A 24629-nucleotide genomic window follows, 5' to 3' on the forward strand; every position below is an offset into this window, starting at 1 on the left:
CCTTAAAACACGGGCAAGGCCAGCTTGCGGATTGCGTCGATGCCGCCCACGCGGCGCAGGTATTCGTCCTCGCCGCAAGCGATGTAGCGCTCGTGGTATTGCTGCCAGCCGTCCGGCTCGCGGGCGCCTGCCGCGTATTGCCTGAAGTGGGCCTGGTCGAAGCCATACAGCGGCGCGCACGACGTGGGGTGGGCGCCGCAAGGGAGATGGACCACTGCCGTGGTCACTGCGCGTTCCCAGTGCACGTGGCGCGCTTCTTCGCCATCGGCGAAATAGCTGCTGTCCACCAGTTCATCGCATGACACGTACGTGCGGCGGGCCGCGCGGGCAAACAAGTCATCCATGTACAAGTCCGGCCCTTTGACCTGGCACACGCCGCGCACGTCGGCGCGGTCCACGTGCAGCAACGCCGCATCGAGCTTCAGCGCGGGCATCGCCACCCACTGCTTGCTGTCGTAAGGCGAATCAATGACGGCGATGCCGGGACTGTGGCGCAGCACATCCGTGCCCAATCCGACGGCAGTCGGGATGAACGGGATGCGCATGGCGGCAGCCTTTAAGCCCAGCAGCAGCATGCCTTCATCGATTTCCATCACGTCGATGGCGCCCTGCTGGCGGGCGGCGCGGAAATACGGCTCCAGTGGAATGAAGTCCAGCGACACGAATGCGAAAATCAGCTTGTTGACCTTGCCTGCAGCGCACAGCATGCCGACGTCGGCGCCGCCATACGCCACCACGGTCAAATCCTTGACGGGAGAGCGCAGCAATTCGCGCACCAGCGCCATCGGCTTGCGGCGCGGGCCCCAGCCGCCAATGCCGATGGTCATGCCGTCTTCCAGTTGCGCCACGGCTTCGGCAGCAGATAATTGCTTGTCCATGAGCGCCCCCTTATTGAAAACCGATGGAAAAGTCATGGCCCCACAGGCTGACTGCCGTGGCTTCATACACACTGTGCTGCTCCCAGTCGACCACGAGGCCGCCGTGGCCATATTCCATATCGAAGCCGCCCGGCGTTTTCATGTAGAACGACGTCATGCGGTCATTGCAATGGCGGCCCAGCGTGGCGGACATTTTCACGCCATGCTGGCGCACGCGGTCCAGCGCACGGCCCACTTCATCCATTGATTGCACTTCCACCATCGCGTGGACGCAGCCGGACGCCGATGGCATGTCGAAAATACCCAGGCTGTGGTGGCGGCCATTGGCGCAATGAAGGAAATAGATGCGCTTTTCAGGTTCAGCCGGATCCGGCGTAAAGCGCATGCGGAACATATCGGACAGGCCGAAACCCAGCACGTCTTTCAGGAAGCCATAGGTGGCGTCAAAGTCAGGGGCCGGCAGCACCACGTGGCCCAGGCCCAGCTCCCCCGTGACGAAACCGGCTACGCCGATCGGCGACGTAAAGCGGCGGAAGTCGGATTTGACGCCCCAGTACAGTTCATGGCGGTTGCCGGAAGGGTCGGTCACGGTGAGCATTTGCTGCACGTGGCGCAGCGCGCACATGGCGCTGTCGGCCAGCTGGTATGGCACGCCGCGCTTGCGCAGCGAATCCTGGGCAGCCTGGAACGCCTGTTCGCCGGCCAATTCCCAGCCCGACGCCAGGTAGCGGTCTTGTTCACCGTTGACGATATGGATGCGGCTGACCCGCTCATCCATTTTCAGCGCCAGGCCGCCATCAGGAGCGTCGGAGGCCATCATGCCCAGCACCTGCTCGCCGTACTGGCGCCACGCCGCGGTATTGGTGGATTCCACCACGATATACCCCAGTCCACGTAGTTCGATCATGCTTGCACCCCTTGAATTTGTTAGCAGATGGAACCGATTCTGGGGAAAAGCAAAAGAGGCAACATCGTCTTTTAAGACTAGCCGTGGCGGGGTAGTCCGCCCAGACGATGCCTGCGCCATGCCGGAGCGCGAAACTGGTCCGTATAGTGCGTACACTCACCTCAGGAGACATTGCCATGGCAACCGATACCCCGTTCGATCAACAGGAATTCCGCAAGGCGCTGGGCGCGTTCACCACCGGCGTGACCGTCATTACCGGGGTAGGCAGCGATGGCGCCCCGGTGGGCGTGACCGCCAACAGCTTCAATTCCGTGTCGCTGGACCCGCCCATGGTGCTGTGGAGTCTTGCCAAGAGTTCCCGCAGCCTGACGGCATTCACGCAGAGCCAGAATTTCGCCGTGCACATCCTGGCGCTGGACCAGGACGCGCTGTCGAACCGCTTTGCCAAGAGCGGCGCCGATAAATTCGCCGGATTGAACCTGGAGCACGGCGCGGGCGGCGTACCGCTGCTGACGGGCTGCGTGGCGCGGCTGCAATGCCGCACGGCGTTCCAGTATGAAGGGGGCGACCACATTATTTTTGTCGGCGAAGTCATTGCCATGGACCGCCGCGATGCGCCGCCGCTGGTGTTCCAGGCAGGCCGCTATGCGGTTGCGACGGCCAAGACCGCGGCGCAAGCATTGACGGACGATGTGCAGGATGAAGACGCCAGCTTCAGCGAGAATTTCACCGGCTACCTGCTGGCGCGTGCGCATTTCCAGTTCTACAGCCAGTTGCGCAGCCACTTGCAGCAGCATGGGCTTAGCGATTGCGAATATTTCGTGCTAAGCGTGCTGGTGGTGCGCGATGGGCGCAGCATTGCGAATTTCAATGAGCGCTTTTCGTACACGGGACACCAGGTGACGCCGCAGCTGGTTGCGCGGCTGGAAGTGAAGGGTTATGTGCGCACGGCCGGTCCGGCCGGCCAGCAGCTGTGCTACCTGAGCGAAGCAGGACGGGCGCTGACGTTGCGCATCATTGCAGCGGCCAAGGCGCTGGAAGCCGATATGCTGGGCAAGCTGGGGGAAGCGGATGCGGCGGCGCTGAAGAACTTGCTGAAGCAGTTTATTTTGCATACGGATCCTGGTCTGGCGCACCCATGGACGGCTTGATACCGGGAACGTGTCATCCCCGCGAGCGCGGGGATCCATGCTGGCCGGGTCCTGCCCGCGGCCTATGGCGCGGGCTGCCGGTCTTTATCCGATCTGCCTCCTCAACAAGAAAGCCAGCGACGCCGCAGCCGCCGCCATCCCCGTCGCCACCAGCAGCGACGGCCAACTGTCCAGCAGCCACGCTCCCGGAGAAATCAAGGCATTCATAATGGTGCGCAAGACGGATTCCAGTTGTACCGCAGCGCTGGGCAAGGTAGTCATGTTGGTGTCTCCTTTATAAGTGCCGGGTCTTTGTGCCGCCCCGGCTTGCGGCATGTTCCGTCAAGCCGGGGCGCTTTGCTTCAGTTGAAATTTCAATACCTTGCCCGAAGCGTTTTGCGGCAGCGCGTCCAGGAAGTCCACGGCGCGCGGCACCTTGTAATTGGCCATCTGCCCCCGTGCCCACGCAATCAGCTCCCCTTCCGCAAGGCTGGCGCCGGGCCGCAGCACGATGCACGCTTTACCCACTTCTCCCATCCGCTCATCCGGCACGCCAATCACGGCCACCTGGGCGATGGCCGGATGCGCAGCCAGCAGCCGTTCGATTTCAGCGGGATAGCAATTGAAACCGCCGCAGATATACATGTCGCCCAGCCGGTCCGTGATGCGCAGGTAACCCTGCTCGTCGATGACGCCGATATCGCCCGTGCGCAGCCAGCCGTCTTCGGTCAGTGCGCGTGCGGTCGCGGCGCCGTCATTGAAATACCCTTGCATGACGTTGTAGCCCCGCAATTGCACTTCGCCCGCAACGCCGGGCGGCACGGCATGGCCCTCGGCATCCGCGCAGCGCAATTCCACGCCCGGCATGGGGCGGCCACAGGTCGTTGCGACCAGTTCCGCCGTGTCACGGCCATCGCACAGCGTGGCGAAACCGCACGATTCCGTCAGGCCGTAACCCGTCAGCACGGTGCGGAAACCCAATTCCTTGCGCATCCGCTCGATCAGCGATGGCGCAATGGCGGCGGCGCCCGTCACGGCGGCACGCAGGCTGGACAGGTCGTATTGCGCCAGTTGAGGATGCGCCAGCATCGACAGGTACAACGTCGGCGGCCCAGGCAGCACGTGGATGCGTTCCGCCGCGATGCGTTCCAGGATCGCTTGCGCATCGAACACCTGGTGGGGGGCGATAGTGCAGCCATGCATCAGCGCGGCCAGCCAGCCGGCTTTATAGCCAAACGCGTGGAAAAACGGCGACACAATCAGGTAGCGCTCTCCCGGCTGCAGCCCCACTGCCGCGCCCCACGAAGCAATGGCGCGCAAGTTTTGCCCATGCGCCGCCATCACGCCCTTGGGCCGCCCCGTGGTACCGGAAGTGAACATCACATCCGACAAGTCACCCGGCTTGACGTCCGCAGCGCGGGCCGCCGCCTGTTCCCACCGCACGCAGTGCGCGCGGGCCAGGAAGTCAAACCAGTCTTCGACGCCGGGGCCGGGGCGCGCCGTCCCCAGCACAACGATCTTTTCCAAGGTGGCGGGACGGTGGCCGTCCAGCAGCGCCGGGTAATATTCGCCGAGGAAGTCGCCCGCGCAAAACAGCAGGCGCGCACCGCTGTCGGCCAAAATGCCGCCTGCCTCGATGCCGCGCAAGCGCGTATTGACAGGCACCAGCACGGCCCCGGCGCTGTGAATGGCCAACGCTGCGGCAATCCACTGGTGGCTATTCGGCGCCCAGATCGCGACGCGGTCGCCCCGTTCGATGCCGGAGGCCATCAGCGCGCGCGTGGCTTGCCAGCGCAGCGCATCGAGGCCGGCATAAGTCAGCGTGTGGCCGGGTTCATACATGGCGCGCGCCAGCGGCCAGCGCGCGGCGGCGGCAGACAGCATTTGCGGCGTCGTCTGCGCAGCCGCGGGTTCACTGGCCAGCAAGGAGTTGGAATGGTTCATGATTTAATCGGGAAAACGGATACGCAGCGCGGCGCTGGCAGGCACGCCCTGGCAAGCCAGTGTCCAGCCATCGGCCAGGTCGTCATCGTCAAGCACTGCGTTGAGTTTCAAGGTCACGCTGCCCTCCTCCACCTTGCACATGCAGGCGCCGCACGAACCGCTGCGGCACGAGTGCGGCGGATTCAGGCCGGCGGCCGCCATGGCGTCGAGCAAGGTGGCGTTGGGCGGCACGGTCAAACGGTGTTCCTCCCCATCCAGCGACACGCACAGCGCCGCGCCGGGAACGTCACCGGACAATTCAATGGTTTCCGGCATGGCGCCCGGTGCATCGAGCGACACGAACCGCTCGACACGCACCTTGCCGCGTTCCACGCCCAGCGCCTTCAATGCCGCTTGCGCGCCATCCATGAACGGCTTGGGGCCGCAAATGAAATACTGGTCCGCGCCATGGCGGGCCAGCAGCGCCTGCATTTGTTCCAGGCTGGGGATGCCCTGCACCTGGTCCAGCCAATGCTGCACCACCAGCCGCTGCGGGTATTGCTGCGCCAGCGCTTGCAGCTCGCTGCGGAAGATAATGGCGTCCGCATCGCGGTTGGCATACAGCAGCCAGATCCTGCCGCTGCCTTTCGCCAGCACGGCCTTGATGATCGACAGCATCGGCGTAATGCCGCTGCCGCCTGCCAATAACGTGAAATCACCGTCCAGCCGCGCCGGCACAAAGACACCGGCGGGCGCCATCACGTCTACCTGCGCCCCAGCCTGCAGCTGGTCGCACAGCCAGTTCGACGCCCGGCCGCCCGCCACCCGCTTGATGGTGACGCGCGGCTTCGCATCGATGCCCGGGCTGCTGGACAGTGAATAGCAGCGCGCCAGCTCGCCGTCCGGATGCGCGACCCGCAACGTCAGGAACTGGCCGGGCCGGTAGTCAAACAGCGGCGCCAGCGCGGGCGGCACGTCCAGTTCGACCGACGTCGCATCGGCGGTTTCCGCCACGATGCGGGCGACCTTCAACGCGTGGTAGGTAGGCAGCGCGGCGTTCATGCTGGCCTCCTTACGAATCGATGGACAACTGGCCGTTGTCTATGCGCAGTTCCGAACCGTTGATGAAACGCGATTCATCCGACGCAAGGAACAGCACGAGGTTGGCGATGTCCCTGGGCAGGCACATACGGGCCATCGGGTCGCCTTCGACGTTGACTTCCGCGCTTGCCGCGCCCATCAAATTCGTCACCATCGGCGTCAGGATGCCGTCCGGGTGTACGGAATTGCAGCGGATGTTGTAGCGCTGCTGCTTGCAGTGTGCTGCCACGCTGCGCGTCAGCGCCGTCACCGCGCCTTTCGATGCGCTGTAGGCGCAGAAGTGCGCCATGCCGGCCAGCGCCGCCAGCGAAGCCATGTTGATGATGGCGCCGCCGTGCTGCTTCATCGCTTGCACGCCGTATTTGCAGCCAAGGAAATAGCCTTCCGCATTGACGCGCTGTATTTTTTGCCAGTCTTCCAGCGTGGTGGACTCGATCGTGCCCATGGCCAGGATGGCGGCATTGTTGACCAGCACATCGAGACGGCCAAAGCGCTCCAGCGTCGCCACGACCACGCGCTGCCAGTCGCCTTCGCTGGCAATGTTGTGGGCCAGCGCATAGGCGTTGTCGCCGATTTCCGCCGCCACTGCCTGCACGCCCGCTTCATTTACGTCCGTCAGCACCACCTTGGCGCCTTCGGCTGCCAGCAGTATTGCGTTTTCACGGCCTACGCCGCTGGCCGCGCCGGTGACCAGTACGACTTTTCCCTTAACCCTGCCCATATTTGTCTCCTCGTTGTTTTAAATTGGATAGTTGTGCGGCGGTCCCGGCACGGCGGCCGGACCACACGCAGTCCGCCAGCGACAAGCCGCTGACGTATTGATTCGATGCGATACCCAATGCCGTGCGCCCGGCCGCATACAGGCCGCCAATGGCGCGGCCATCGGCACGCAGCACGGCGCCCGTGTTTTCATTGACGCGCAAGCCGCCCAGCGTGATGGCGGGGCACGGGAATAATTTGCTGTCCATGGAAATGTCGATCGCATACAGCGGACCTTCCAGCGGCGCCAGCATGGCCTTGGATTTGCCCAGCGCATCAGCCGCATCGCCGCGCGCTGCCGCGTTATACGCGTCAACGGTCTGCTGCAATTGCGCGGCGGGCATGCCGAGTTTTTCCGCCAGCGCGGCGGCATTGGCTGCCTTGACGGCGCCAAACAGCATCAGCAGCATGGCCGGGCCGCTCTGGAACAGCCACAGCTTGCCGCTGCGGCATTCGCACAATGCCGCGCTGCGCAAGCGGCTGTCGAGTATCAGCCACGCGCGGCCATCGGCCTGTTCACACATCGCGTGGCCAAGACGCGCGCCGTAGACTTCTTCATTGCAAATGCGCTGTCCCGACCGGTCCACGACGATGCCGCGCGCCCAGTCAAATGGCGGGTTGATGAAGCGCCAGGCGGACACCTTGTGCATGTGCGAACTGGCGCCGCCCACGGATTCGCCCAGCGCAATGCCGCTGCCGGTGCAGCCTGTCGTGCCGAGCCGCCACGCGCGCAGGTAGCGGGGAGCGTAGCGCCCCAGCATCGCGCGGTTGAAAATAAAGCCGCCGGTCGCCAGCACGACGCCGCCATGGGCGCGCACGTGGCGCACTGCCGCGTAGCGCGATTCCAGCGCGGCCAGCGCGGCGCGTGCGCCATCGGCCAGTCCGGGCGCCAGGTTGTGCGACGCATCGGCAAAGCGCTCCAGCTGACGGTGCAGCCAGCCTGCCATGCCGCTCAACTGGCCCACTTCGGCGCCGATGACATGGCCCGCGCGGTCAGTGATCAGGCGGCGTGCGGTGGTTAGTCCCTGTACGGTAATGCCGGCGCGCGCTACTGCTTCGCGCAGCACTTTGAACAGCACGGCGCCGGACATGCCGCTGCCTTTGACGCGGTGGCCGCGCGGCGCCGGCTTTGCATGCTGCGCAAATGCGGGCACCGCTTCGCTGCCCGAGTAATACAGGTAATAGCCGTCTTGCGGATACGACGTTTTCACGGGCGGCATGGCGGAATCGAATTGCACGCCATGGCCCGACAGCCATGCCACCATATCGCGGCTGCCTTCGCAAAAAGCCCGCAAGGTGGCGGCGCTGACCGCATCGCCCGTTTCCTGGCACAGGTAGTCAAACATGGCTTGCGGTGTATCCTGCACGCCGGCTGCAACCTGCTGCGGCGTGCCGCCGCCCGCATAGACGACGCCGCCGCTCTTGGCGCTGGCGCCGCCCCGGTTGAAGCGGTCCAGCACCAGCACGCGCGCGCCGCTTTCCGACGCGGCCAGCGCCGCACAGGCTCCGGCAGCGCCGAAGCCCAGCACCAGCACATCGCACTCGTCATCCCAGATGTGACAAGCAGTGGCGCTTAGCTGCAATGGCTGGTCCATGGCCCGCTCACACAAAAAAGTCGCGGTTGTTCTGCCCCATCAGCATGCCGCCGTAATTAAGTTGCAATAATTGATCCATGGCCCGCTCACACAAAGAAGTCGCGGTTGTTCTGCCCCATCAGCATGCCGCCGTAATTGCGGCCATAGGGATCGAGGTTGTTGGCCACGTGGGCGCGCGCCGTGTGGGTGTCGAGGAAAATGCGTGTCAGCGGGTTGGTCAAATAAATGCCGCGGCCGCCGCAATAGCGCAGCAGGCGGTTGACCTGGGCGGCGCAGCGCTCCGGCACGGCAGCCGACTGGTAGCGGTATTCCACGCGGGTTTCCAGCGGCAGCGGCTTGCCTTCACGGGCCAGCGCCATCAGGTTCGCAAAGTTGCGCTGCAAGACCACGCGCATTTCATCGGCAGCCGCCTGCGCTTCGGCGCACGCCATTTGCGCGCCCGTGTCTTCCGTGGTTTTCTGGCCCGTGTTGATACTCACCAGTTTTGCCGAGTAGGCGCGGAACTGGTTGATTGCGCCCTGCAGCGCGCCCAGCGACGCGGTGGACACGGCGCGCACGAAGATTTGCGCGAACGGCAGGCGGTACAGCGGGGCCGTGTTGACGGCGTTGCCCGGGCTGTTGCACTGGAAGCCGTCCGACGATTTATGGGTGCGGTATTCGGGCACGAAGCAGCCGTCAACGACGATGTCATGGCTGCCCGTGCCGCGCAGGCCCAGCACGTCCCAATTACGCTCGATGCGGTAATCGCTGCGCGGCAGCAGGAACGTACGGTATTCCGGCGGCTGGCCCGCTTCCTTGGGCGGCACCAGGCCGCCCAGCAGCACCCACTGGCAATGTTCACTGCCACTGGAAAAGCCCCAGCGGCCGGAAAACTGGAAGCCGCCTTCCACCGGCACGACTTTCGCCACCGGCATATAGGTGGACGACGTCAGCACGCTGTCATCTTCACCCCACACATCGTGCTGCGCGCGGTCGTCGAACAGCGCCAGCTGCCAATTGTGCACGGCCACCACGCCATATACCCACGCGCTGGACATGCACGCTTCGGCGATCACCAGCTGGATGTCGAAAAACACTTGCGGGTCCATTTCATAGCCGCCATAGCGCTTCGGCTGCAGCACGCGGAACAGGCCGGCCTGCTGGAAGTCTGCAATGGTCTGGTCCGGAACTTTCATGTCCCGCTCGGCCTGGGCGGCGCGTTCCGCCAGCGCGGGCAGCAAGGCGCGGGCGCGCTCGACCAGCTCAGCGGGAGTGGGACTATCCAGCCGCTCTGCTGGAAGGGGTAACGAGGCCACGTTCTGTTGCATGTCTGCTCCTGTTTGGTGAGTGTCTGAAAGCCATGTTCACGCAACGGGCAAACTGCAACATCGTCCGAACAGACGATGAGGGGATGCGGCTGATGGGGGACTCTGGGGCCGACGCGGCAACGTTCGCGCACCACAACTTGTGCACCGATAACTACACAGGAGACCCAATGAAACGACTGACCATGCTGGCATCACTGATGCTTGCCACTTTTGCAAGCCCGTCGCAGGCGCTGAACATCCTTGTCACCAATGACGACGGCACGGAATCGTCCACTGTCCACGCGCTGCAACAGCGCCTGAGCGCCGCAGGACACAACGTGATCATTTCATCCGAGGTGTGCGACAACAGCGGCCAGGGCGGCGCGCTGGGATTTTTGCGCCCCATCGGTCCCCTGACGGCGACCAATTGCGGGGCGGCGCCCAGCCGTGGCGGCGCATTGGCGGCCGGCGCCCCCGGCGTCGGCACCCTGCCCGGCATGCCGTTCGCGTATTACGTGAACAGCACGCCGGTGGCGGCCACGTTATACGGCATCGATATCGCGTCAAAAAAAGCCTGGGGCAAGGCGCCGGACCTCGTGGTTTCCGGCCCAAATTACGGCAATAACACAGGCATGATCAACAACGGTTCCGGCACCGTGAATGCGGCGCTGATTGCCATCAACCGGGGCGTGCCTGCCATTGCCGTCAGTGCGGAACAGCCAACCGATTACCGCCCTTACAGCAGGCTGGCCGATGGCGACCCGGAATATGAAATTGCGGACGTCGTCGTGCGCCTCGTGGGCGAGCTGGAAAAGCGCAAATCCGTGGGTGACGGCTTGCTGCCGCAAGGTGTGGGGCTGAACGTGAATTTGCCGAAATTCGCCAAGGGCGGCGCGGCGGCGCTGAAGTTCAAGTACGCGAAACTGGGGCTGGCCACCATTGCGCTGCCTTATTTTATTGAAGATTTGTCGAAAGATGCGCTGGCGCAGAGCTACCTGGCGCGCGCCTTCCCCACCGGAGTGCCGCCACTGCCTGGCGTGACCTTGCTGGTCAATCCGGCGCCTGCCCCGGCCGGCCTGGCTTATGTGCCTGACAACGACCCGGAATCGGAACAAAACGTCGTCAATGCCGGCGCCATCGCCGTGGCGGTCATGCAGGGTACGCACCAGGCCACGCGCGCGCAGGAAGCCGCGATCCGCGCCAAGCTGGCCAACTTCATCAAGTGAGGCAACCATGCGAGCCACCTACTTTTTGCCCGCATGCGTGATCCTGGCCGCCTGCAACGGCGGCGGCGTGCACTCCAACGTGGTCATGGGCGGCGCGCCGGCCCTTGGCCAATCGACGGCTTTCCTGCTGGACGGCGACCCGGCCGGCAATTACGGCGAAGCGTTCATGGATGCCGATGGCAAGGGTTTTATCGTCGTGGGGCCCAGCGATGGCCAGCCCGCGCAGGCGCTATACCGCTTCGATGGCGACACGGTGCAGCGCTCGCCGGGCGCGTTGACGGGTACCGTGAACTTGAACCAGTCCAGTACGATGACTTTACGCACGTCCGCCGTGGCGCCGGGGCAGCTGGCGGGCAGTTATACGGTGCAATGGGGCGGACTGGCGGCAGATTTCAAGCTCGACGCCGATGGCAAGCTGACGGCGGCGGGCGGCGCGTGCCAATTGTCCGGCGCCGTACAGGCCAGCGGCGGCGTGCCGGGGACGCTGCCGGTCACCCTCACCATTTCCGGCTGTACCGCCGAGGGCAAGTACGATGGTTACCTGATCCGGTCGGCGGACTATGCGCCGGGTGCATTCCGGCTGGTGGCCGATGATGGGAAACGGATCATCGATGGGTATGCAATCAGCAACGGAATGTTGAAATAGTGCAATTCCAACAACAACAGAAAACCGTTCCTCAGCCCGGCAAATGCCGGGCTTTTTTACGCTCAGACATATAACTTATATAAGACATACAAGTTGCATAGTGTAGAACGTTATTCCATCTGCTAAAATCTCGCTGCTCCAGCCAAAAAGCTGTGTCCAACTGAAGAGAGCTGAGAAAGTTAACCACCCGGGCTTCGACCGCACACGAGGGAAAACCTATGACCCAGAATTCCAAAATCATTTACACGCTGACCGATGAGGCGCCACTGCTGGCGACCTACTCGCTGCTGCCTATCGTTCAGAAATTCACGGCGCCGGCCGGCGTGGATGTCGTGACCAGCGACATTTCCGTGGCTGCCCGTGTGCTGGCCGAGTTCCCGGAATACCTGACCGACGAACAGAAAGTGCCAAACAACCTGGCCGAACTGGGCCAGTTGACCCTGAAGCCGGAAACCAACATCATCAAGCTGCCGAACATTTCCGCTTCGGTGGCACAGCTGATGGCTTGCATCCGCGAATTGCAGGCACAGGGCTACAAGCTGCCGGACTACCCGGAAGATGCAAAGACTGAAGAAGAAAAAGCACTGAAAGCCCGCTACGGCAAGTGCATTGGTTCCGCCGTAAACCCGGTGCTGCGTGAAGGCAACTCGGACCGCCGCGCGCCGAAGGCTGTCAAAGAATACGCCAAGAAAAACCCGCACTCGATGGGCGAATGGAGCCAGGCATCGCGCACCCACGTGTCGCATATGCACCACGGTGACTTCTACCACGGCGAAAAGTCCATGACCCTGGACAAAGCCCGCGACGTGAAAATGGAATTGCTGACGACGTCCGGCAAGACCATCGTGCTGAAACCGAAAGTCTCGCTGCAAGCCGGCGAAATCATCGACAGCATGTTCATGAGCAAAAAAGCCCTGCTGGAGTTCTATGAAACCCAGCTGGAAGACGCGCGCAAGACCGGCGTGATGTTCTCGCTGCACGTCAAAGCCACCATGATGAAGGTATCGCACCCGATCGTGTTCGGCCACTGCGTACGTATCTTCTACAAGGAAGCGTTCGCCAAGCACGCCAAGACGTTCGAAGAACTGGGCGTGAACGTCAACAACGGCATGGTCAACCTGTACGAAAAAATCGAGAAGCTGCCGGCATCCCAGAAGGAAGAAATCCTGAAGGACTTGCACGCTTGCCACGCCAACCGTCCGGAACTGGCCATGGTGGATTCCGCCAAGGGCATCACCAACTTCCACTCGCCTAACGACATCATCGTTGACGCGTCGATGCCGGCCATGATCCGCCTGGGCGGCAAAATGTGGGGCGCCGATGGCCGTCCGAAGGATGTGAAGGCTGTGATGCCGGAATCGACCTTCGCCCGCATCTACCAGGAAATGATCAACTTCTGCAAATGGCACGGCAACTTCGACCCGACCACCATGGGCACCGTGCCGAACGTGGGCCTGATGGCGCAGCAAGCCGAGGAATACGGTTCGCACGACAAGACCTTCGAAGTACCGGAAGGCGGCGTGGCCAACATCGTTGACCTGGCCACCGGCGAAGTGCTGCTGACGCAAAACGTGGAAGAAGGCGACATCTGGCGTATGTGCCAGGTGAAAGACGCGCCAATCCAGGACTGGGTCAAGCTGGCTGTCACCCGCGCCCGCAACTCCGGCATGCCTGCCGTGTTCTGGCTCGATACCTACCGTCCGCACGAAAATGAAGTGATCAAGAAGGTGCAGAAATACCTGAAAGACCACGACACGACGGGCCTGGACATCCAGATCATGTCGCAAACCCGCGCCATGCGCTACACCTTGGAACGCGCATTCCGCGGCCTGGACACGATTTCCGTGACCGGCAACATCCTGCGCGACTACCTGACCGACCTGTTCCCGATCCTGGAACTGGGCACGTCGGCCAAGATGCTGTCGATCGTTCCACTGATGGCTGGCGGCGGCATGTACGAAACCGGCGCGGGTGGTTCCGCTCCGAAGCACGTGAAGCAGCTGGTGGAAGAAAACCACCTGCGCTGGGATTCGCTGGGCGAGTTCCTGGCGTTGGCGGTATCGCTGGAAGACATGGGCATCAAGACCGGCAACGCAAAAGCCAAGGTGCTGGCCAAGACCTTGGACGAAGCCACCGGCAAGCTGCTGGACAACCGCAAGTCGCCATCGTCGCGCACCGGTGAACTGGACAACCGCGGCAGCCACTTCTACCTGTCGATGTACTGGGCGCAGGCACTGGCAGCGCAAACCGACGACGCTGAACTGGCGGCGAAGTTCGCACCGCTGGCCAAGGCGCTGACGGAAAACGAAGCCAAGATCGTGGAAGAACTGAACGCCGTGCAGGGCAAGGAAGTCGACATTGGCGGCTACTACCACCCAAGCCCGGAAAAAACTTCGGCGGCCATGCGTCCAAGCCCAACCTTCAACGCTGCGCTGAACGCAATCTAAGCATCACGGTTCAGTAGCGTATGGAAGCAGCCCGGTGAAAGCCGGGCTGCTTTTTTTTCGCCTTCCGGTAAGTTTCGTGCTATCTTTTTAGCAACATAACTATACCAATCTCCTTATGCTTTTGCGCGCCCTGCTTCTGACTACCCTGCTGGCCAACGCCACGATGGCGCTTGCCGCTGAGACGCCGCAGCAAATCGTCACGCAAATGCACGAAGCTTATGCATCGCTGCGCTCTTATTCGGATACCGGCGTCGTATTGACGCATATGCCCGAAAATGAAACTCCGGACGAAACCGTCTTCCGCAGTGTGTTCGTGCGCCCGGATTTGTTCCGGTTTGAATGGACCACGCATCACCCCTATCCGCCGCTTCGCCACATCAAGAACAACAGCGTGATCTGGTCCAACGCAAACGGCGCATTTTTCTGGAGCGACCGCAGCGGCCGTGGCGAAAAGCTGGAGCAGCGGCCCAGCCTTGATCTTGCCGTTGCCGGGGCAACCGGTGTCTCGCACGGTTCGGCACATACCATCGCCAGCCTGCTATTGCCGCAGATGATGGGGCGCACGCTGGATGCCGATATCCAATGGAGCGGCGAGGCCGTCCTTGAAAACTTTGAAGGCGCCGCCTGTTACCACCTCACCGGGCAGCACGCCCGTAAGGGGCGCTATGAAATGTGGATAGCAAAGGACGACATGCTGGTCCGGAAGATAGCCATAGCGATGATGGGGATACCGGTTGAAGAGATACGGCGGGATATCCAGGTGAATGTGGCGATTCCAGAGCGTACGTTTGCGTCGGAAAAATGAAAAACAAGATGAATAGCCAGTTTCAATGCCGCGTGGCCTGTGAATCCGACCTGCCTGAAATCCTGCGCTTGTACGCCCAGCCAGACCTGGACGATGGCAAGGTCTTATCCCTGACGGAAGCAAAAGCATTGTTTGACCGCATCGCGCGCTACCCGGATTACAAGATTTATGTGGCGCTCATCGACGCGCAAATCGTCGGGACTTTTGCCCTGCTGATCATGGACAACCTGGGCCACCTGGGCGCACCGTCCGGCGTGATTGAAGACGTTGCAGTTGATCCGCAATGGCAAGGTCACGGCATCGGAAAAAAGATGATGCGGCACGCGCTTCAGGTCGGCCACGAAAAAGGCTGCTACAAAGTGGCCCTGTCGTCCAACCTCAAGCGCGAGCGGGCGCATGAGTTCTATGATTCGCTGGATTTTGAGCGGCATGGCTACAGTTTCCGGGTCCTTACGCCTTAACGCATAGAACCGGGTAGTACGCGGTAGCGGAGTACTTTCCCCCGCGCCCCTCAACCGGGGGATGCCGCCCCTTGGAGCCTATGGTAAAGTTTACAGATTCCACACAGCCAAAGGCCGCACACCATGGAACCGCAACTGATGCCCCGTAACAGCGAAGAAGAACGGGTCGCTGCGCTGGAAAGACTGGGCATCCTCGACAGCCAGACCGACGCATACTTCGACGGCGTCACGCGGCTGGCAATGGATGTGTTCAACATGCCGGGCGCGTATATTTCGCTGATAGACCGCGACCGGCAATGGCTCAAGGCCAGTTCCGGCTTTTGCACGCCGGGGGATTCGCGTGAAGAATCGTTTTGCAACCACACCATCAAAGGCGCCGAAGTCCTCGTCATTGAAGACACCCGCAACGATGAACGATTCCGCAACAACCCCGCCGTCACGGGCCCCGACCAGATCCATTTTTATGCCGGCGCACCGCTGCTGACCAGCGACGGCTATGCGATCGGCGCCCTGTGCGTCATCGCCCAAGAGCCGCACACATTCAGCGCCGCGCAGCGCGGCCAGCTGCAAGGCTTGGCCGCGCTGGTGGTCGCGCATATTGAATTGCGCCGCGCAGTCGGCCATGTGGACGCCATCACCGGCATGCCGAACAAATTCCAGCTCGATGAAGACCTCGATGACCAAGGCGCCGTGGCGGAAGGCGAGCCGCGCGTACTGCTGTATATCGACATGCCGGATGCCGCCAAAGCGTTTGAAATCGCCAGCGTGCTCGGCATTACGGTCTATGACGATTTAATCAGAGGCGTGGCGCGCAAGCTGGCGCACCTGTTCCGTGGCAAAGGCACCGTGTACCACATTACCGATGCGCGCTTTGCCGTGCTGTCGCAGGATGCCGACACCAACGCTTTCATTGAATACACCCATAGCCTGGAAGCGGCGCTGCAGCAGCCACTGATGGATATGAATGTGCCGATGAACCTGGCCAGCTTTGGCGGCATCGTGCCCTTTAAACTGTGTCCCAGCTCGTCGAAAGATGCACCCCGCAAGGCGTCATCGGCCGTCAACCAGGCATTATTGGGGCAGCAGCGCTGGCGTTCGTACGACACGCAATCGGATGAAGGCCAGCAGCGCGCCTTCCGTTTGCTCAACAGCGTGCATCACAGCCTGGAGAACAATGCCTTCCACATGCTGTACCAGCCCAAGCATGATGCGCTCACCGGTGCGTGCCACGCGGCCGAAGCGCTGCTGCGCTGGCAGCATCCGGAACTGGGCTTTGTGTCGCCTGCGGAATTCATCCCGCTGATTGAAAAGACCGCACTGATCGGCCCCCTGACGGCATGGGTGATCCGCGCGGCGATCCGGCAGGCCGCCGAATGGCATCAACAGGGACACTGCATCAAAGTCGCCATCAACCTGTCGGCCTATAACTTTGAAGAACCGGACATCTGCGGCCGCCTGCGCGATACGTGCACGGAATTTGGCCTCGATCCCCGCTATGTGGAAGTCGAGTGCACGGAAGGCATGTGGATGGAGAGCCCCGGTATCCTGGCCACGCTGAATACGATCCGCGCGATGGGTATGAGCCTCGCGCTCGATGATTTCGGCACGGGATACAGCAATTTCGCTTACCTGCAAAAGATCCCGGCCACCGTCATCAAGGTGGACCAGTCCCTGATCCGCAATGTCCATACGAATGAACGGGACCAGCGCATCGTGCGCTCGCTGATTGCCTTGGCGCGGGAACTGGGCTATGACGTGGTGGCGGAAGGGGTGGAGACGGAACAGTCCCTGTCGCTGATCCGCAGCTGGGGCTGCCAGATTGCGCAAGGTTATCACTTTGCCAAACCATTAGCTCCGGACGCGTTTATCGCCCATGTGCAGGCTTGCGCTTTGAATTAAGCCCCCTGTGCCACGGCGGGCGGCGCAGTTACAATGACGGGTTACTACACCGTTTGCCACTCCGATGTCTTCTGTGCCCACCGTACCTACGCGCCCGCTTTACATCATCAGCGCCACCTGCCTGCTGGCCATCCTGTATTTTGGCCGCGACGTGCTGCAGTCGATCGCGCTGGCCGCCATCCTCAGTACCGCTGTCGCCCCGCTGACGCGCCGCTTTGCGCGCCTGGGCCTGAGCCGCGCGCCGGCCACATTGGTGACAGTGGTGCTGGCTGCGCTGGTGCTGGCCGGCCTGGGTGCCGTCATGGTCGGGCAATTTGCCAGCCTGACGGATGATTTGCCCAGCTACCGCAAGGAGTTACGGGCCAAGACCAGGCAACTGCAGCAATTGGCGGAACGTCCGCTCGCCACACTGGAAGCGCGGCTGCAGGTGGTTGACGTGGCCCCGGCTGCGGCAGCGCCGCGCACGGCGCAAATTGCAGCCAGTGCGGCCGGCGCCCAGCCCCGCGCCAGCGTGCAGGACACGGCAGGCCGGCTGCTGGCACAGATTTCCGGCCCGGTCGGCAAGGCCGGCATCGTGCTGGTCCTGTTTATTTTCATCTCGCTGGAACACGAATCACTGCAAGACCGCCTGATCCGGCTGGCCGGCGACACCGCCATCAGCCGCACCATGCAAACGCTGGCCGACGCGGCGCAGGGCATTTCCCGCTTCTTCTTTGCGCAAATCGTCGTCAACGCTGCATTCGGGCTGTCTGTCGCCGTGACCTTATGGCTGATGGGATTGCCGCACGCTTTCCTGTGGGGCATGCTGTCCGGAGTGCTGCGCTTCGTGCCCTATCTCGGCATGCTGATCGCAGGCGCGTTTATTGCCCTGTTTGCGGCAGCCGTCGATCCGGGCTGGACGCTGGCGCTGGCTTGCGCGGCATTGTTCCTCGTGCTGGAAGTGGGCGTCGCCTACCTGGTGGAGCCGCGCGTCTATGGCCACTCATCCGGCCTGTCGCCGCTGGCCGTCATTGTTGCGGCGCTGGTATGGGGCACATTGTGGGGGCCGGTCGGCCTGATCCTGTCGACGCCGTTGACTTTGTGCCTGGTCGTGGCAGGCCGCCACGTGCAGGCGCTGGCGCCGCTCACCACGTTGCTGGGCGCGGCCCCCAGCGTCGGCGCGGCGCAGCGCTTTTACCAGCGCGCGCTGGCCGGTGACATTGCCGCCATCGTGCGAGACGGGCAAGCCCGCCTGAAACGGGGCAGCCTGGCCGCGTATTGCGACAAGGTGCTGATTCCCGGCATGGCCATGGCCGTGCCTGAAATTGAAAGCGGCCGCGTGGCGGAACAGCAGCTCGACCAGCTGCGCAAAACCATCGTCGAAGTGACGGAAGAAATTTCCGCGCCCAACGCGGACGGCCCTTGCAAGCGCAAGCGCGTGCCGCTGATGGATAAGAATATCGGCTCGCATTTGCGCAAGCTGCGCCAGTCCCGCACGGGCCAGTGGCAAGGCTCGCTCGATGTCCCGGCCCACTCCGTGACCTTGTGTGCGGGCCTGGGCAGCGACCGCGATGACTTCCTGTGTGAATTGCTGGTGCGCGCGCTGGCCGAAGGCGGCGCCGATGCGCGCAGCGTTGTGCTGAACCGGGCGGAAGACAATCCGGGCGACGACAAGGCGCAACTGGTGTCGAACGTGATTTTGCCGTACCCGTTTGAAGCCGACGTCGACGCGTGGCTGGAGGCCGTGGCAAACCTGCGCGCCGGCATGCCGCACGCGTGCATCGTCGTGCTGAAGCTGCAACTGGATGCCAGGGTCACGCGCCAGCAAGAAGTGGAAAAAGCCGTGGACCTGGTGGTGCAGTCGTTCGAACAGGCGCGCGCCTTTGTGGAGAGCGGCGTATGACGGACCCGCGCCCCACCCTGCCGCCATTGCCGGAAGATTCGGCCGTCCTGCGCGCAGCGCGTGAAAAAAAAGCTGCGCAAATCCGTGGCGTCGCATCGATCCACGACATGCGTGAAGCCATCAAGCAGGCGAGCCGGATTGCGCCGGCCATTTCGCACGTTGCCCGTCTGAACAAGCCAGGCGCCGCCGTGTTCCGCGCACGGGCCGGCGAAGGACTGCCATTCCTGATTGAAGGTGTCGTCAATAAATGGCCGCTGTGCGGACTGACGCCGCAGCAGTTGCGCGAACAATATGGCCATTTGCACGTGCGGGCCCGGGTCGGCGATTACGTCAACACGGCTTTCGCGCCGGACCGCGCCATGCATGACATGTCGATGGTGGAATACCTGGAGCTGTCGTCATCCGGCGCATCGAACCTGACGCCGAATTTGCCGCCTTACGTGGGCAACCTGGAATTGCGGGAATTGAACCACCTGTGCCACTGGCCGACGTACTTCAACAAAATGGGTCCGGCACGTTTCTGGATCGGCCCTGCCAGGACCGTGACGCCGCTGCACTGCGACTACGACGACAATATCTTCGCGCAAATCTGGGGCACGAAACGCATCTTCCTGGCGCCGCCCCACCACGACGAATTCCTGTACCCGCGCGAAGCCAACGCCTTGCTGTTCGGCTCTCCGTTTGATCCGGAAGCGCCGGACTATGAACAATTCCCGCTGGCGCGCCATGCCAATATCATTGAATGCATCGTGCAGCCCGGCGACATGCTGTACGTGCCGGCCGGCTGGTACCACCAGGTGCGGGCGCAAACGTTTTCACTGTCCGCCAACCGCTGGGCGCGCGGCGTGCCGTTTGCGCTGCAGCCGTAATGCTGGCGCTTACTGCGCCTTGACCGGCGGCGGCGCCGCCGCCTCTTCCTTCGCACACGCCTGCACGCAGCGCAGGTATTGCGAGTCGCACGTGCGCTGCATTTTCACGCGGCGGCTTTCATAGCCCTGCTTCACCTGGGCGGAAAACGGCTTGTCTTCCAGCCCTTTCGCCACCCGCGCATGGGGATTCCTGTCCGCCATTGCCAGCAATGGCGCCGCCTCTTCGTCGCTTGCCGATGCCGCATCGCTGCGGCACTCGCGCTTGTCGGTTTCGCATAAGGGCTTGCAGAAGCCATTGCCTTCAGCATGGGCCGTTCCGGCCAACACCGCCGCCAGCAAGGCGGGCAGCAGGAAAAATCGTTTCATATCGCACTCGTTGCTTTGTGGAATTTTGATTGTAACGACGATGTATGTTTTTACAACTGCGTTCATACATCGTTACAACTTCCCGCCTGCAACAGCGGTGTTGCAGAAAAGAGCAGCAGGGTGTGCCAAATCTGCACAGTGCCGGCGCCGCAAGCCGCAGCCAGCCTCCGTTCGTGTTTGGCATGGGGATTGCAACTACCGCACCAGCCGTGCGCCGCAATCAACAAAATAATCAGCGCCATCACCACAGGGAGACACCACATGCACCAGCACACACCGCACCATGGCTTGCGCCTGACGATCATGGCCGCCATGACGGCCGCCTGCTGGAGCGCGGCCAGCGCCGATGAAATGGCGGCCATTGCCGCCCTGCCCATGCCCATCGTGGTGATCTCCGCCACGCCATTGCCGGGCGCCGTCCTGCAGCGCCAGCACATGCCCTCCAACGCCCAGACCCTGGACAGCGCGCTGCTGGACCATGCAGCCTTTGCCACCATGCCGGATTTGCTAAACCGCCTGGGCGGCGTCGTCATCAACGATATCCAGGGCAACCCATTCCAGGCCGACGTCAGCTACCGTGGCTTCACAGCGTCGCCTTTGCTGGGCACTCCGCAAGGCTTGTCCATCTACATGGATGGCGTGCGCCTGAACCAGCCGTTCGGCGACGTGGTCAGCTGGGATTTGATCCCGCGTTCAGCCATTGCGGCGGCCACCTTGGTGCCCGGTTCAAATCCCCTGTTTGGCTTGAATACGCTGGGCGGCGCGCTGGCGCTGCAAACCAAGGATGGACGCGAACATGGCGGCACGGCGGTGCAATCGGTGGTGGGCAGCTTTGGCCGCAAGACGGTGGAATTCGAGCATGGCGGCCACAATGCACAGGGCTGGCACTGGTTTGCGGCGGGGAATGGATTCAAGGAGCAAGGCTGGCGCGAAGATTCGCCATCGCGTGCCGGCCAGCTGTTTGGCAAACTGGGTTGGAGCGATGCCGCCACGGACGCCGCGCTGACGATGGCGCTGGCCGGTTCGCGCCTGCATGGCAATGGCTTGCAGGAACAGCGCATGCTGCAAAACAGCTACCGCAGCGTGTACACGAAGCCGGACATCACGCGCAACCGCTCCGCGCTGCTGAACTTGACGGCCAGCCGCCATTTGACGGACGCACTGCTATTGTCCGGCAACGCCTACCTGCGCCGCATCCGCACGTCGGCCTACAACGGCGACGTCAATGACGATGCGCTCAGCCAATCGCTATACCAGCCTAACGCGGCAGAACGCGCTGCACTGGCGGCAGCCGGCTACGCAGGCTACCCGGCCGGCGGCGCCAATGCTGCCAATACGCCCTTCCCTTACTGGCGCTGCATCGCCAACGTGTTGCGCCAGGATGAACCGTCTGAAAAGTGCAATGGCTTGATCAACCGCACGGCAGCGATCCAGCGCCAGGCCGGCTTGGGCGGCCAGATCGCATGGCAAGGCAACGCAGCAGCCATGCAGCACCGCATCGCCGCGGGCGCCGCGCTGGACACGAGCCGCGCAGACTTCCGGCAATCCACGCAATTCGGCTATGTGAATCCGGACCACAGCATCCAACCCGTGGACTTTTACGCGGATGGCGCGGAAATCAGCGACGACGGCGCGCCCGTCGACACCCGCGTTGATGTGACGGGCCGCACGCGCACGTGGAGCCTGTACGCGACAGACACCGTCAGCGTGACAGACCGGCTGGCCGTCACGCTGTCAGGCCGCTACAACCGCACCAGCGTGCATAACCGCGATCACATCACGCCAGGCGGCGCCAGTGGCTCGCTGGACGGCGACCACCATTTCAGCCGCTTCAATCCCGCACTGGGCGCCGCGTGGCAATGGTCGCCGCACACCGCGCTGTATGGCGGCTACAGCGAAGGCAGCCGCACGCCGACCGCCGTGGAACTGGGCTGCGCCGATCCCGCCACGCCATGCAAACTGCCCAACTCCATGGCAGGCGACCCGCCGCTGCGGCAAGTGGTCACGCGCACGTGGGAAGCGGGCTTGCGCGGCAAGGCCGGCTATCAGCTGCACTGGCAGGCAGGCGTGTTCCGTGCAGCCAACGCGGACGATATCCTGTTTGTCGCCGACAATGCGGCGGGCTTCGGCTACTTCCGCAACTTCGGCAAGACGCGCCGCCAGGGCGTGGAACTGGGCATCGGCGGCGAATCCGGCGCTGTCGCGTATTCCGCCAGCTACACGTGGCTGGACGCCACTTTCCGCAGCGCGGAACTGGTCAACGGCGCGGCCAACAGCAGCAGGGACGCCGATGGCAACATCGCCATCCGCCCCGGCAACCGCCTGCCGCTGGTTCCCGCGCATGTGTTCAAGGCGCAGGCGGACTGGCAAGTGACGCAGGAATGGAAAATGGGCCTCGGCGTACAGGCGGTATCCGGCGCCACGGCGCGCGGCAATGAAAACAGCCTGCACCAGCCGGATGGCAAATACTTCATCGGCGCGGGGCGCTCGGCGGGATACGCCGTGTTCGATTTCTCTACCCGCTATCAAGTCACGCCGCGCCTGAGCGCCTTTGCAAGCATCAGCAACCTGTTTGACCGGCGCTTCGCGACAGCGGCCCAGCTGGGTGCAACGGGCTTTACCGCCAGCGGCAATTTCATCGCGCGGCCCTATGCCGCGCAGGGCGACAATACCACCGTCACGTCTTCAACGTTTTATGGACCGGGTGCGCCGCCGATGATCAAGGTGGGGTTGCGCTACGCGTTCGGCAAATAAAAATCCTTGCCCCGCTCCCGCAATAGCTGCGCAACCCGTTCCGCCACCGGCGGCAAATAGCCCTGCCGCCGGTACACCAGCCCAAAGCGCCGCTGCAATTGCATTTCCGGCACCGCGACTTCCCGCACGCGGGCCCGCTGCGCCAGCAAATTGAAACGCGAGGTGAAGCCCAGCAGCGGCGTACGCTCCAGCACAGGCAAGATCGTGTTCAATACATTTGATTCGATTTGCACACGGGGCCGCGGCAAGCCGTGGCGCTCAAACGTCTGTTCCAGCCACTGGCGCGACGCGACCGTGGGCGCAGGCATCACCCATTGATACTGCAATAAATCCGGCAACGTGCATGGCGACGCGAAGACGGGATGGTGTTCGCTGGCCATCACCACCATGGTGTCTTCGGCAATCTGTTCGCACTGCAGTTCCACATCGCCGTCCAGCATCGGCCCCACGGCCATGTCCACTTCCCCGTCGCGCAGCCAGTTCACCAGCGTATCGTTCATGGCCACCGCCAGGTGCACGGTAATACCCGGGGCATCGGCCAGCAATTGCTCGAAAACCGCCGGCATCAAGTGTTCCGCCAGCGTTGCCATGCAGCCTATCCGCACCTCGCCTTGCAAGCCGCCCGCCACATCGCGCATTTCCCGCTGGGTTTCTTCCACCATCAATGCCATCTGGCGCGTGCGCCGCAGCAACACGTGGCCGGCCGCCGTCAGGCGCATACCGCGCCCGTCTTTTTCAAACAGCTTCGTGCCCATGTCCTCTTCCAGCCGGTCGATGCATTTGGTTAATGCCGGCTGGGTACGGTGCACCCGTTCGGCAGCCCGCGCCAGGCTGCCTTCGGTGGCAATCACTTCGAAATACTTCAAGTCGCGGAAATCCACGATACATTCCTCAAAGTTTAAAAAACTCAAAAATAAGTGAATATACATTATAGATCGTGCTTCCTATACTCGCTTCACCAGTAGCAACCAACCGATAACACAGGAGCACACATGAGCCAGTCCACCCCACCCGACGTGATCCGCGACATCGAGCGCGTGTCGCCAGAATTGATTGCCCAGGCAGGCAAGTACCCATCGTCCATCCTGGCCGACGTGGCAGGCCGCCGTGGCGCCCTGTCCAGCCGCATCGCCCCGCTGGCGCCGTCGATGCGCATTGCCGGACCCGCCATCACGGTCGACGTGCGCCCTGGCGACAATTTGATGATCCACGCGGCCATGGCCATTGCGAAACCCGGCGACGTGCTGGTCATCGATGGCAAAGGCGATGAAAGCGCCGCACTGATGGGCGAAATCATGGTGTCGCAATGCATGGCGATCGGCATTGCCGGCATCGTCATCGATGGCGCCGTGCGCGACACGCAAGCTATCCGCGAACTGGGCTTCCCCATGTATGCCATTGGCGCCAACCCGAACGGCCCGACCAAGCTGGTGCCAGGCCGCATCAACTGGCCGGTATCGGTGGGCGGCGTCACGGTGCGTCCGGGCGACTTGATCGTGGCCGATGCGGATGGCGTGGTGGTGGTGGAAACCGCGAAGGCGCCGCTGGTCGTGGAATTAGCGAAAAAGAAACTGGCCGATGAAACCGCCCGCATCGAAGGCATCCGCAGCGGCACGCAATTGCGCCCGTCGTGGCTCGATGGCGCATTGCGCAAAGCGGGCGTGCTGGCCGAAGGAGAAACGCTGTGAACGCCGC

At 62.8% G+C, this 24629-nt stretch carries 21 protein-coding genes; 11 read left to right on the plus strand and 10 right to left on the minus strand.

Annotated elements, in window-relative coordinates; all coding sequences use genetic code 11:
• Positions 1-2: 2 nt before the first annotated feature.
• Positions 3-878 carry a CoA transferase subunit A gene (locus GM668_RS06015; RefSeq protein ID WP_155438024.1) on the minus strand — a complete coding sequence of 292 codons (876 nt, stop codon included), beginning with the start codon at positions 876-878 and terminating at the stop codon, positions 3-5.
• 10 nt (positions 879-888) lie between these two features.
• Positions 889-1785, minus strand: a complete 897-nt coding sequence (locus GM668_RS06020; RefSeq protein ID WP_155438025.1) for a VOC family protein — start codon at positions 1783-1785, stop codon at positions 889-891.
• Between the two features lie 176 nt (positions 1786-1961).
• On the opposite strand from GM668_RS06020, the gene GM668_RS06025 reads away from it, so the two are divergent.
• On the plus strand, positions 1962-2936 hold the full coding sequence (locus GM668_RS06025) for a flavin reductase (RefSeq protein WP_155438026.1): 975 nt from the start codon (positions 1962-1964) through the stop codon (positions 2934-2936).
• 84 nt (positions 2937-3020) lie between these two features.
• On the opposite strand, the gene GM668_RS06030 is transcribed toward GM668_RS06025, so the two are convergent.
• The 6 genes from GM668_RS06030 to GM668_RS06055 all read right to left on the minus strand — a co-directional run bounded on the left by GM668_RS06030 (position 3021) and on the right by GM668_RS06055 (position 9600).
• A complete protein-coding gene (locus GM668_RS06030; protein ID WP_155438027.1) occupies positions 3021-3197 on the minus strand; it encodes a hypothetical protein in 177 nt (58 codons plus the stop codon).
• A gap of 60 nt (positions 3198-3257) precedes the next feature.
• Entirely contained in the window at positions 3258-4859 is a 1602-nt protein-coding gene (locus GM668_RS06035; RefSeq protein ID WP_155438028.1) for a FadD3 family acyl-CoA ligase, read from the minus strand.
• Positions 4860-4862: 3 nt separating this feature from the next.
• Positions 4863-5900 carry a ferredoxin--NADP reductase gene (locus tag GM668_RS06040; protein WP_155438029.1) on the minus strand — a complete coding sequence of 346 codons (1038 nt, stop codon included), beginning with the start codon at positions 5898-5900 and terminating at the stop codon, positions 4863-4865.
• Between the two features lie 10 nt (positions 5901-5910).
• Positions 5911-6660, minus strand: a complete 750-nt coding sequence (locus GM668_RS06045) for an SDR family oxidoreductase (protein WP_155438030.1) — start codon at positions 6658-6660, stop codon at positions 5911-5913.
• A complete protein-coding gene (locus GM668_RS06050; protein ID WP_155438031.1) occupies positions 6647-8293 on the minus strand; it encodes an FAD-binding protein in 1647 nt (548 codons plus the stop codon). The genes GM668_RS06045 and GM668_RS06050 overlap by 14 nt, the downstream gene beginning before the upstream one ends.
• 86 nt (positions 8294-8379) lie before the next feature.
• On the minus strand, positions 8380-9600 hold the full coding sequence (locus tag GM668_RS06055) for an acyl-CoA dehydrogenase family protein (protein WP_155438032.1): 1221 nt from the start codon (positions 9598-9600) through the stop codon (positions 8380-8382).
• Positions 9601-9767: 167 nt separating this feature from the next.
• Between GM668_RS06055 and GM668_RS06060 the strand changes: the two genes are divergently transcribed.
• From GM668_RS06060 to GM668_RS06095, 8 genes are all read left to right on the plus strand, one after another.
• Positions 9768-10805, plus strand: coding sequence for a 5'/3'-nucleotidase SurE (locus GM668_RS06060; RefSeq protein WP_170305506.1), 1038 nt, complete (start codon positions 9768-9770; stop codon positions 10803-10805).
• A 7-nt stretch (positions 10806-10812) separates the two neighbouring features.
• On the plus strand, positions 10813-11451 hold the full coding sequence (locus tag GM668_RS06065; protein WP_155438034.1) for a hypothetical protein: 639 nt from the start codon (positions 10813-10815) through the stop codon (positions 11449-11451).
• 218 nt (positions 11452-11669) lie between these two features.
• Positions 11670-13898 (plus strand): NADP-dependent isocitrate dehydrogenase, encoded by a 2229-nt coding sequence (locus tag GM668_RS06070; RefSeq protein ID WP_155438035.1) that lies wholly within the window; start codon positions 11670-11672, stop codon positions 13896-13898.
• Between the two features lie 115 nt (positions 13899-14013).
• On the plus strand, positions 14014-14703 hold the full coding sequence (locus tag GM668_RS06075; RefSeq protein WP_155438036.1) for a LolA family protein: 690 nt from the start codon (positions 14014-14016) through the stop codon (positions 14701-14703).
• A gap of 8 nt (positions 14704-14711) precedes the next feature.
• Positions 14712-15164 (plus strand): GNAT family N-acetyltransferase, encoded by a 453-nt coding sequence (locus GM668_RS06080; RefSeq protein WP_155438037.1) that lies wholly within the window; start codon positions 14712-14714, stop codon positions 15162-15164.
• A gap of 123 nt (positions 15165-15287) precedes the next feature.
• Positions 15288-17063, plus strand: coding sequence for a sensor domain-containing phosphodiesterase (locus GM668_RS06085; RefSeq protein WP_155438038.1), 1776 nt, complete (start codon positions 15288-15290; stop codon positions 17061-17063).
• Positions 17064-17136: 73 nt separating this feature from the next.
• Positions 17137-18945: an AI-2E family transporter gene (locus GM668_RS06090; RefSeq protein WP_371868642.1), complete on the plus strand. Its 1809-nt coding sequence runs from the start codon at positions 17137-17139 to the stop codon at positions 18943-18945.
• A complete protein-coding gene (locus GM668_RS06095) occupies positions 18942-19814 on the plus strand; it encodes a cupin-like domain-containing protein (protein WP_155438040.1) in 873 nt (290 codons plus the stop codon). The genes GM668_RS06090 and GM668_RS06095 overlap by 4 nt, the downstream gene beginning before the upstream one ends.
• Positions 19815-19823: 9 nt before the next feature.
• On the opposite strand, the gene GM668_RS06100 is transcribed toward GM668_RS06095, so the two are convergent.
• Positions 19824-20180, minus strand: coding sequence for a hypothetical protein (locus GM668_RS06100; protein ID WP_155438041.1), 357 nt, complete (start codon positions 20178-20180; stop codon positions 19824-19826).
• A 261-nt stretch (positions 20181-20441) separates the two neighbouring features.
• Between GM668_RS06100 and GM668_RS06105 the strand changes: the two genes are divergently transcribed.
• A complete protein-coding gene (locus GM668_RS06105; RefSeq protein WP_155438042.1) occupies positions 20442-22934 on the plus strand; it encodes a TonB-dependent receptor in 2493 nt (830 codons plus the stop codon).
• Here GM668_RS06105 and GM668_RS06110 read toward each other — a convergent pair.
• Positions 22916-23815 carry a LysR family transcriptional regulator gene (locus GM668_RS06110; RefSeq protein ID WP_170305507.1) on the minus strand — a complete coding sequence of 300 codons (900 nt, stop codon included), beginning with the start codon at positions 23813-23815 and terminating at the stop codon, positions 22916-22918. The genes GM668_RS06105 and GM668_RS06110 overlap by 19 nt on opposite strands.
• A 111-nt stretch (positions 23816-23926) precedes the next feature.
• Between GM668_RS06110 and GM668_RS06115 the strand changes: the two genes are divergently transcribed.
• Positions 23927-24622 carry an RraA family protein gene (locus GM668_RS06115; protein WP_155438044.1) on the plus strand — a complete coding sequence of 232 codons (696 nt, stop codon included), beginning with the start codon at positions 23927-23929 and terminating at the stop codon, positions 24620-24622.
• Positions 24623-24629 lie beyond the last annotated feature (7 nt).

The sequence above is a fragment of the Pseudoduganella ginsengisoli genome, from assembly GCF_009720865.1.
In the GTDB taxonomy this organism is placed as follows: Bacteria; Pseudomonadota; Gammaproteobacteria; order Burkholderiales; family Burkholderiaceae_D; genus Rugamonas; species Rugamonas ginsengisoli.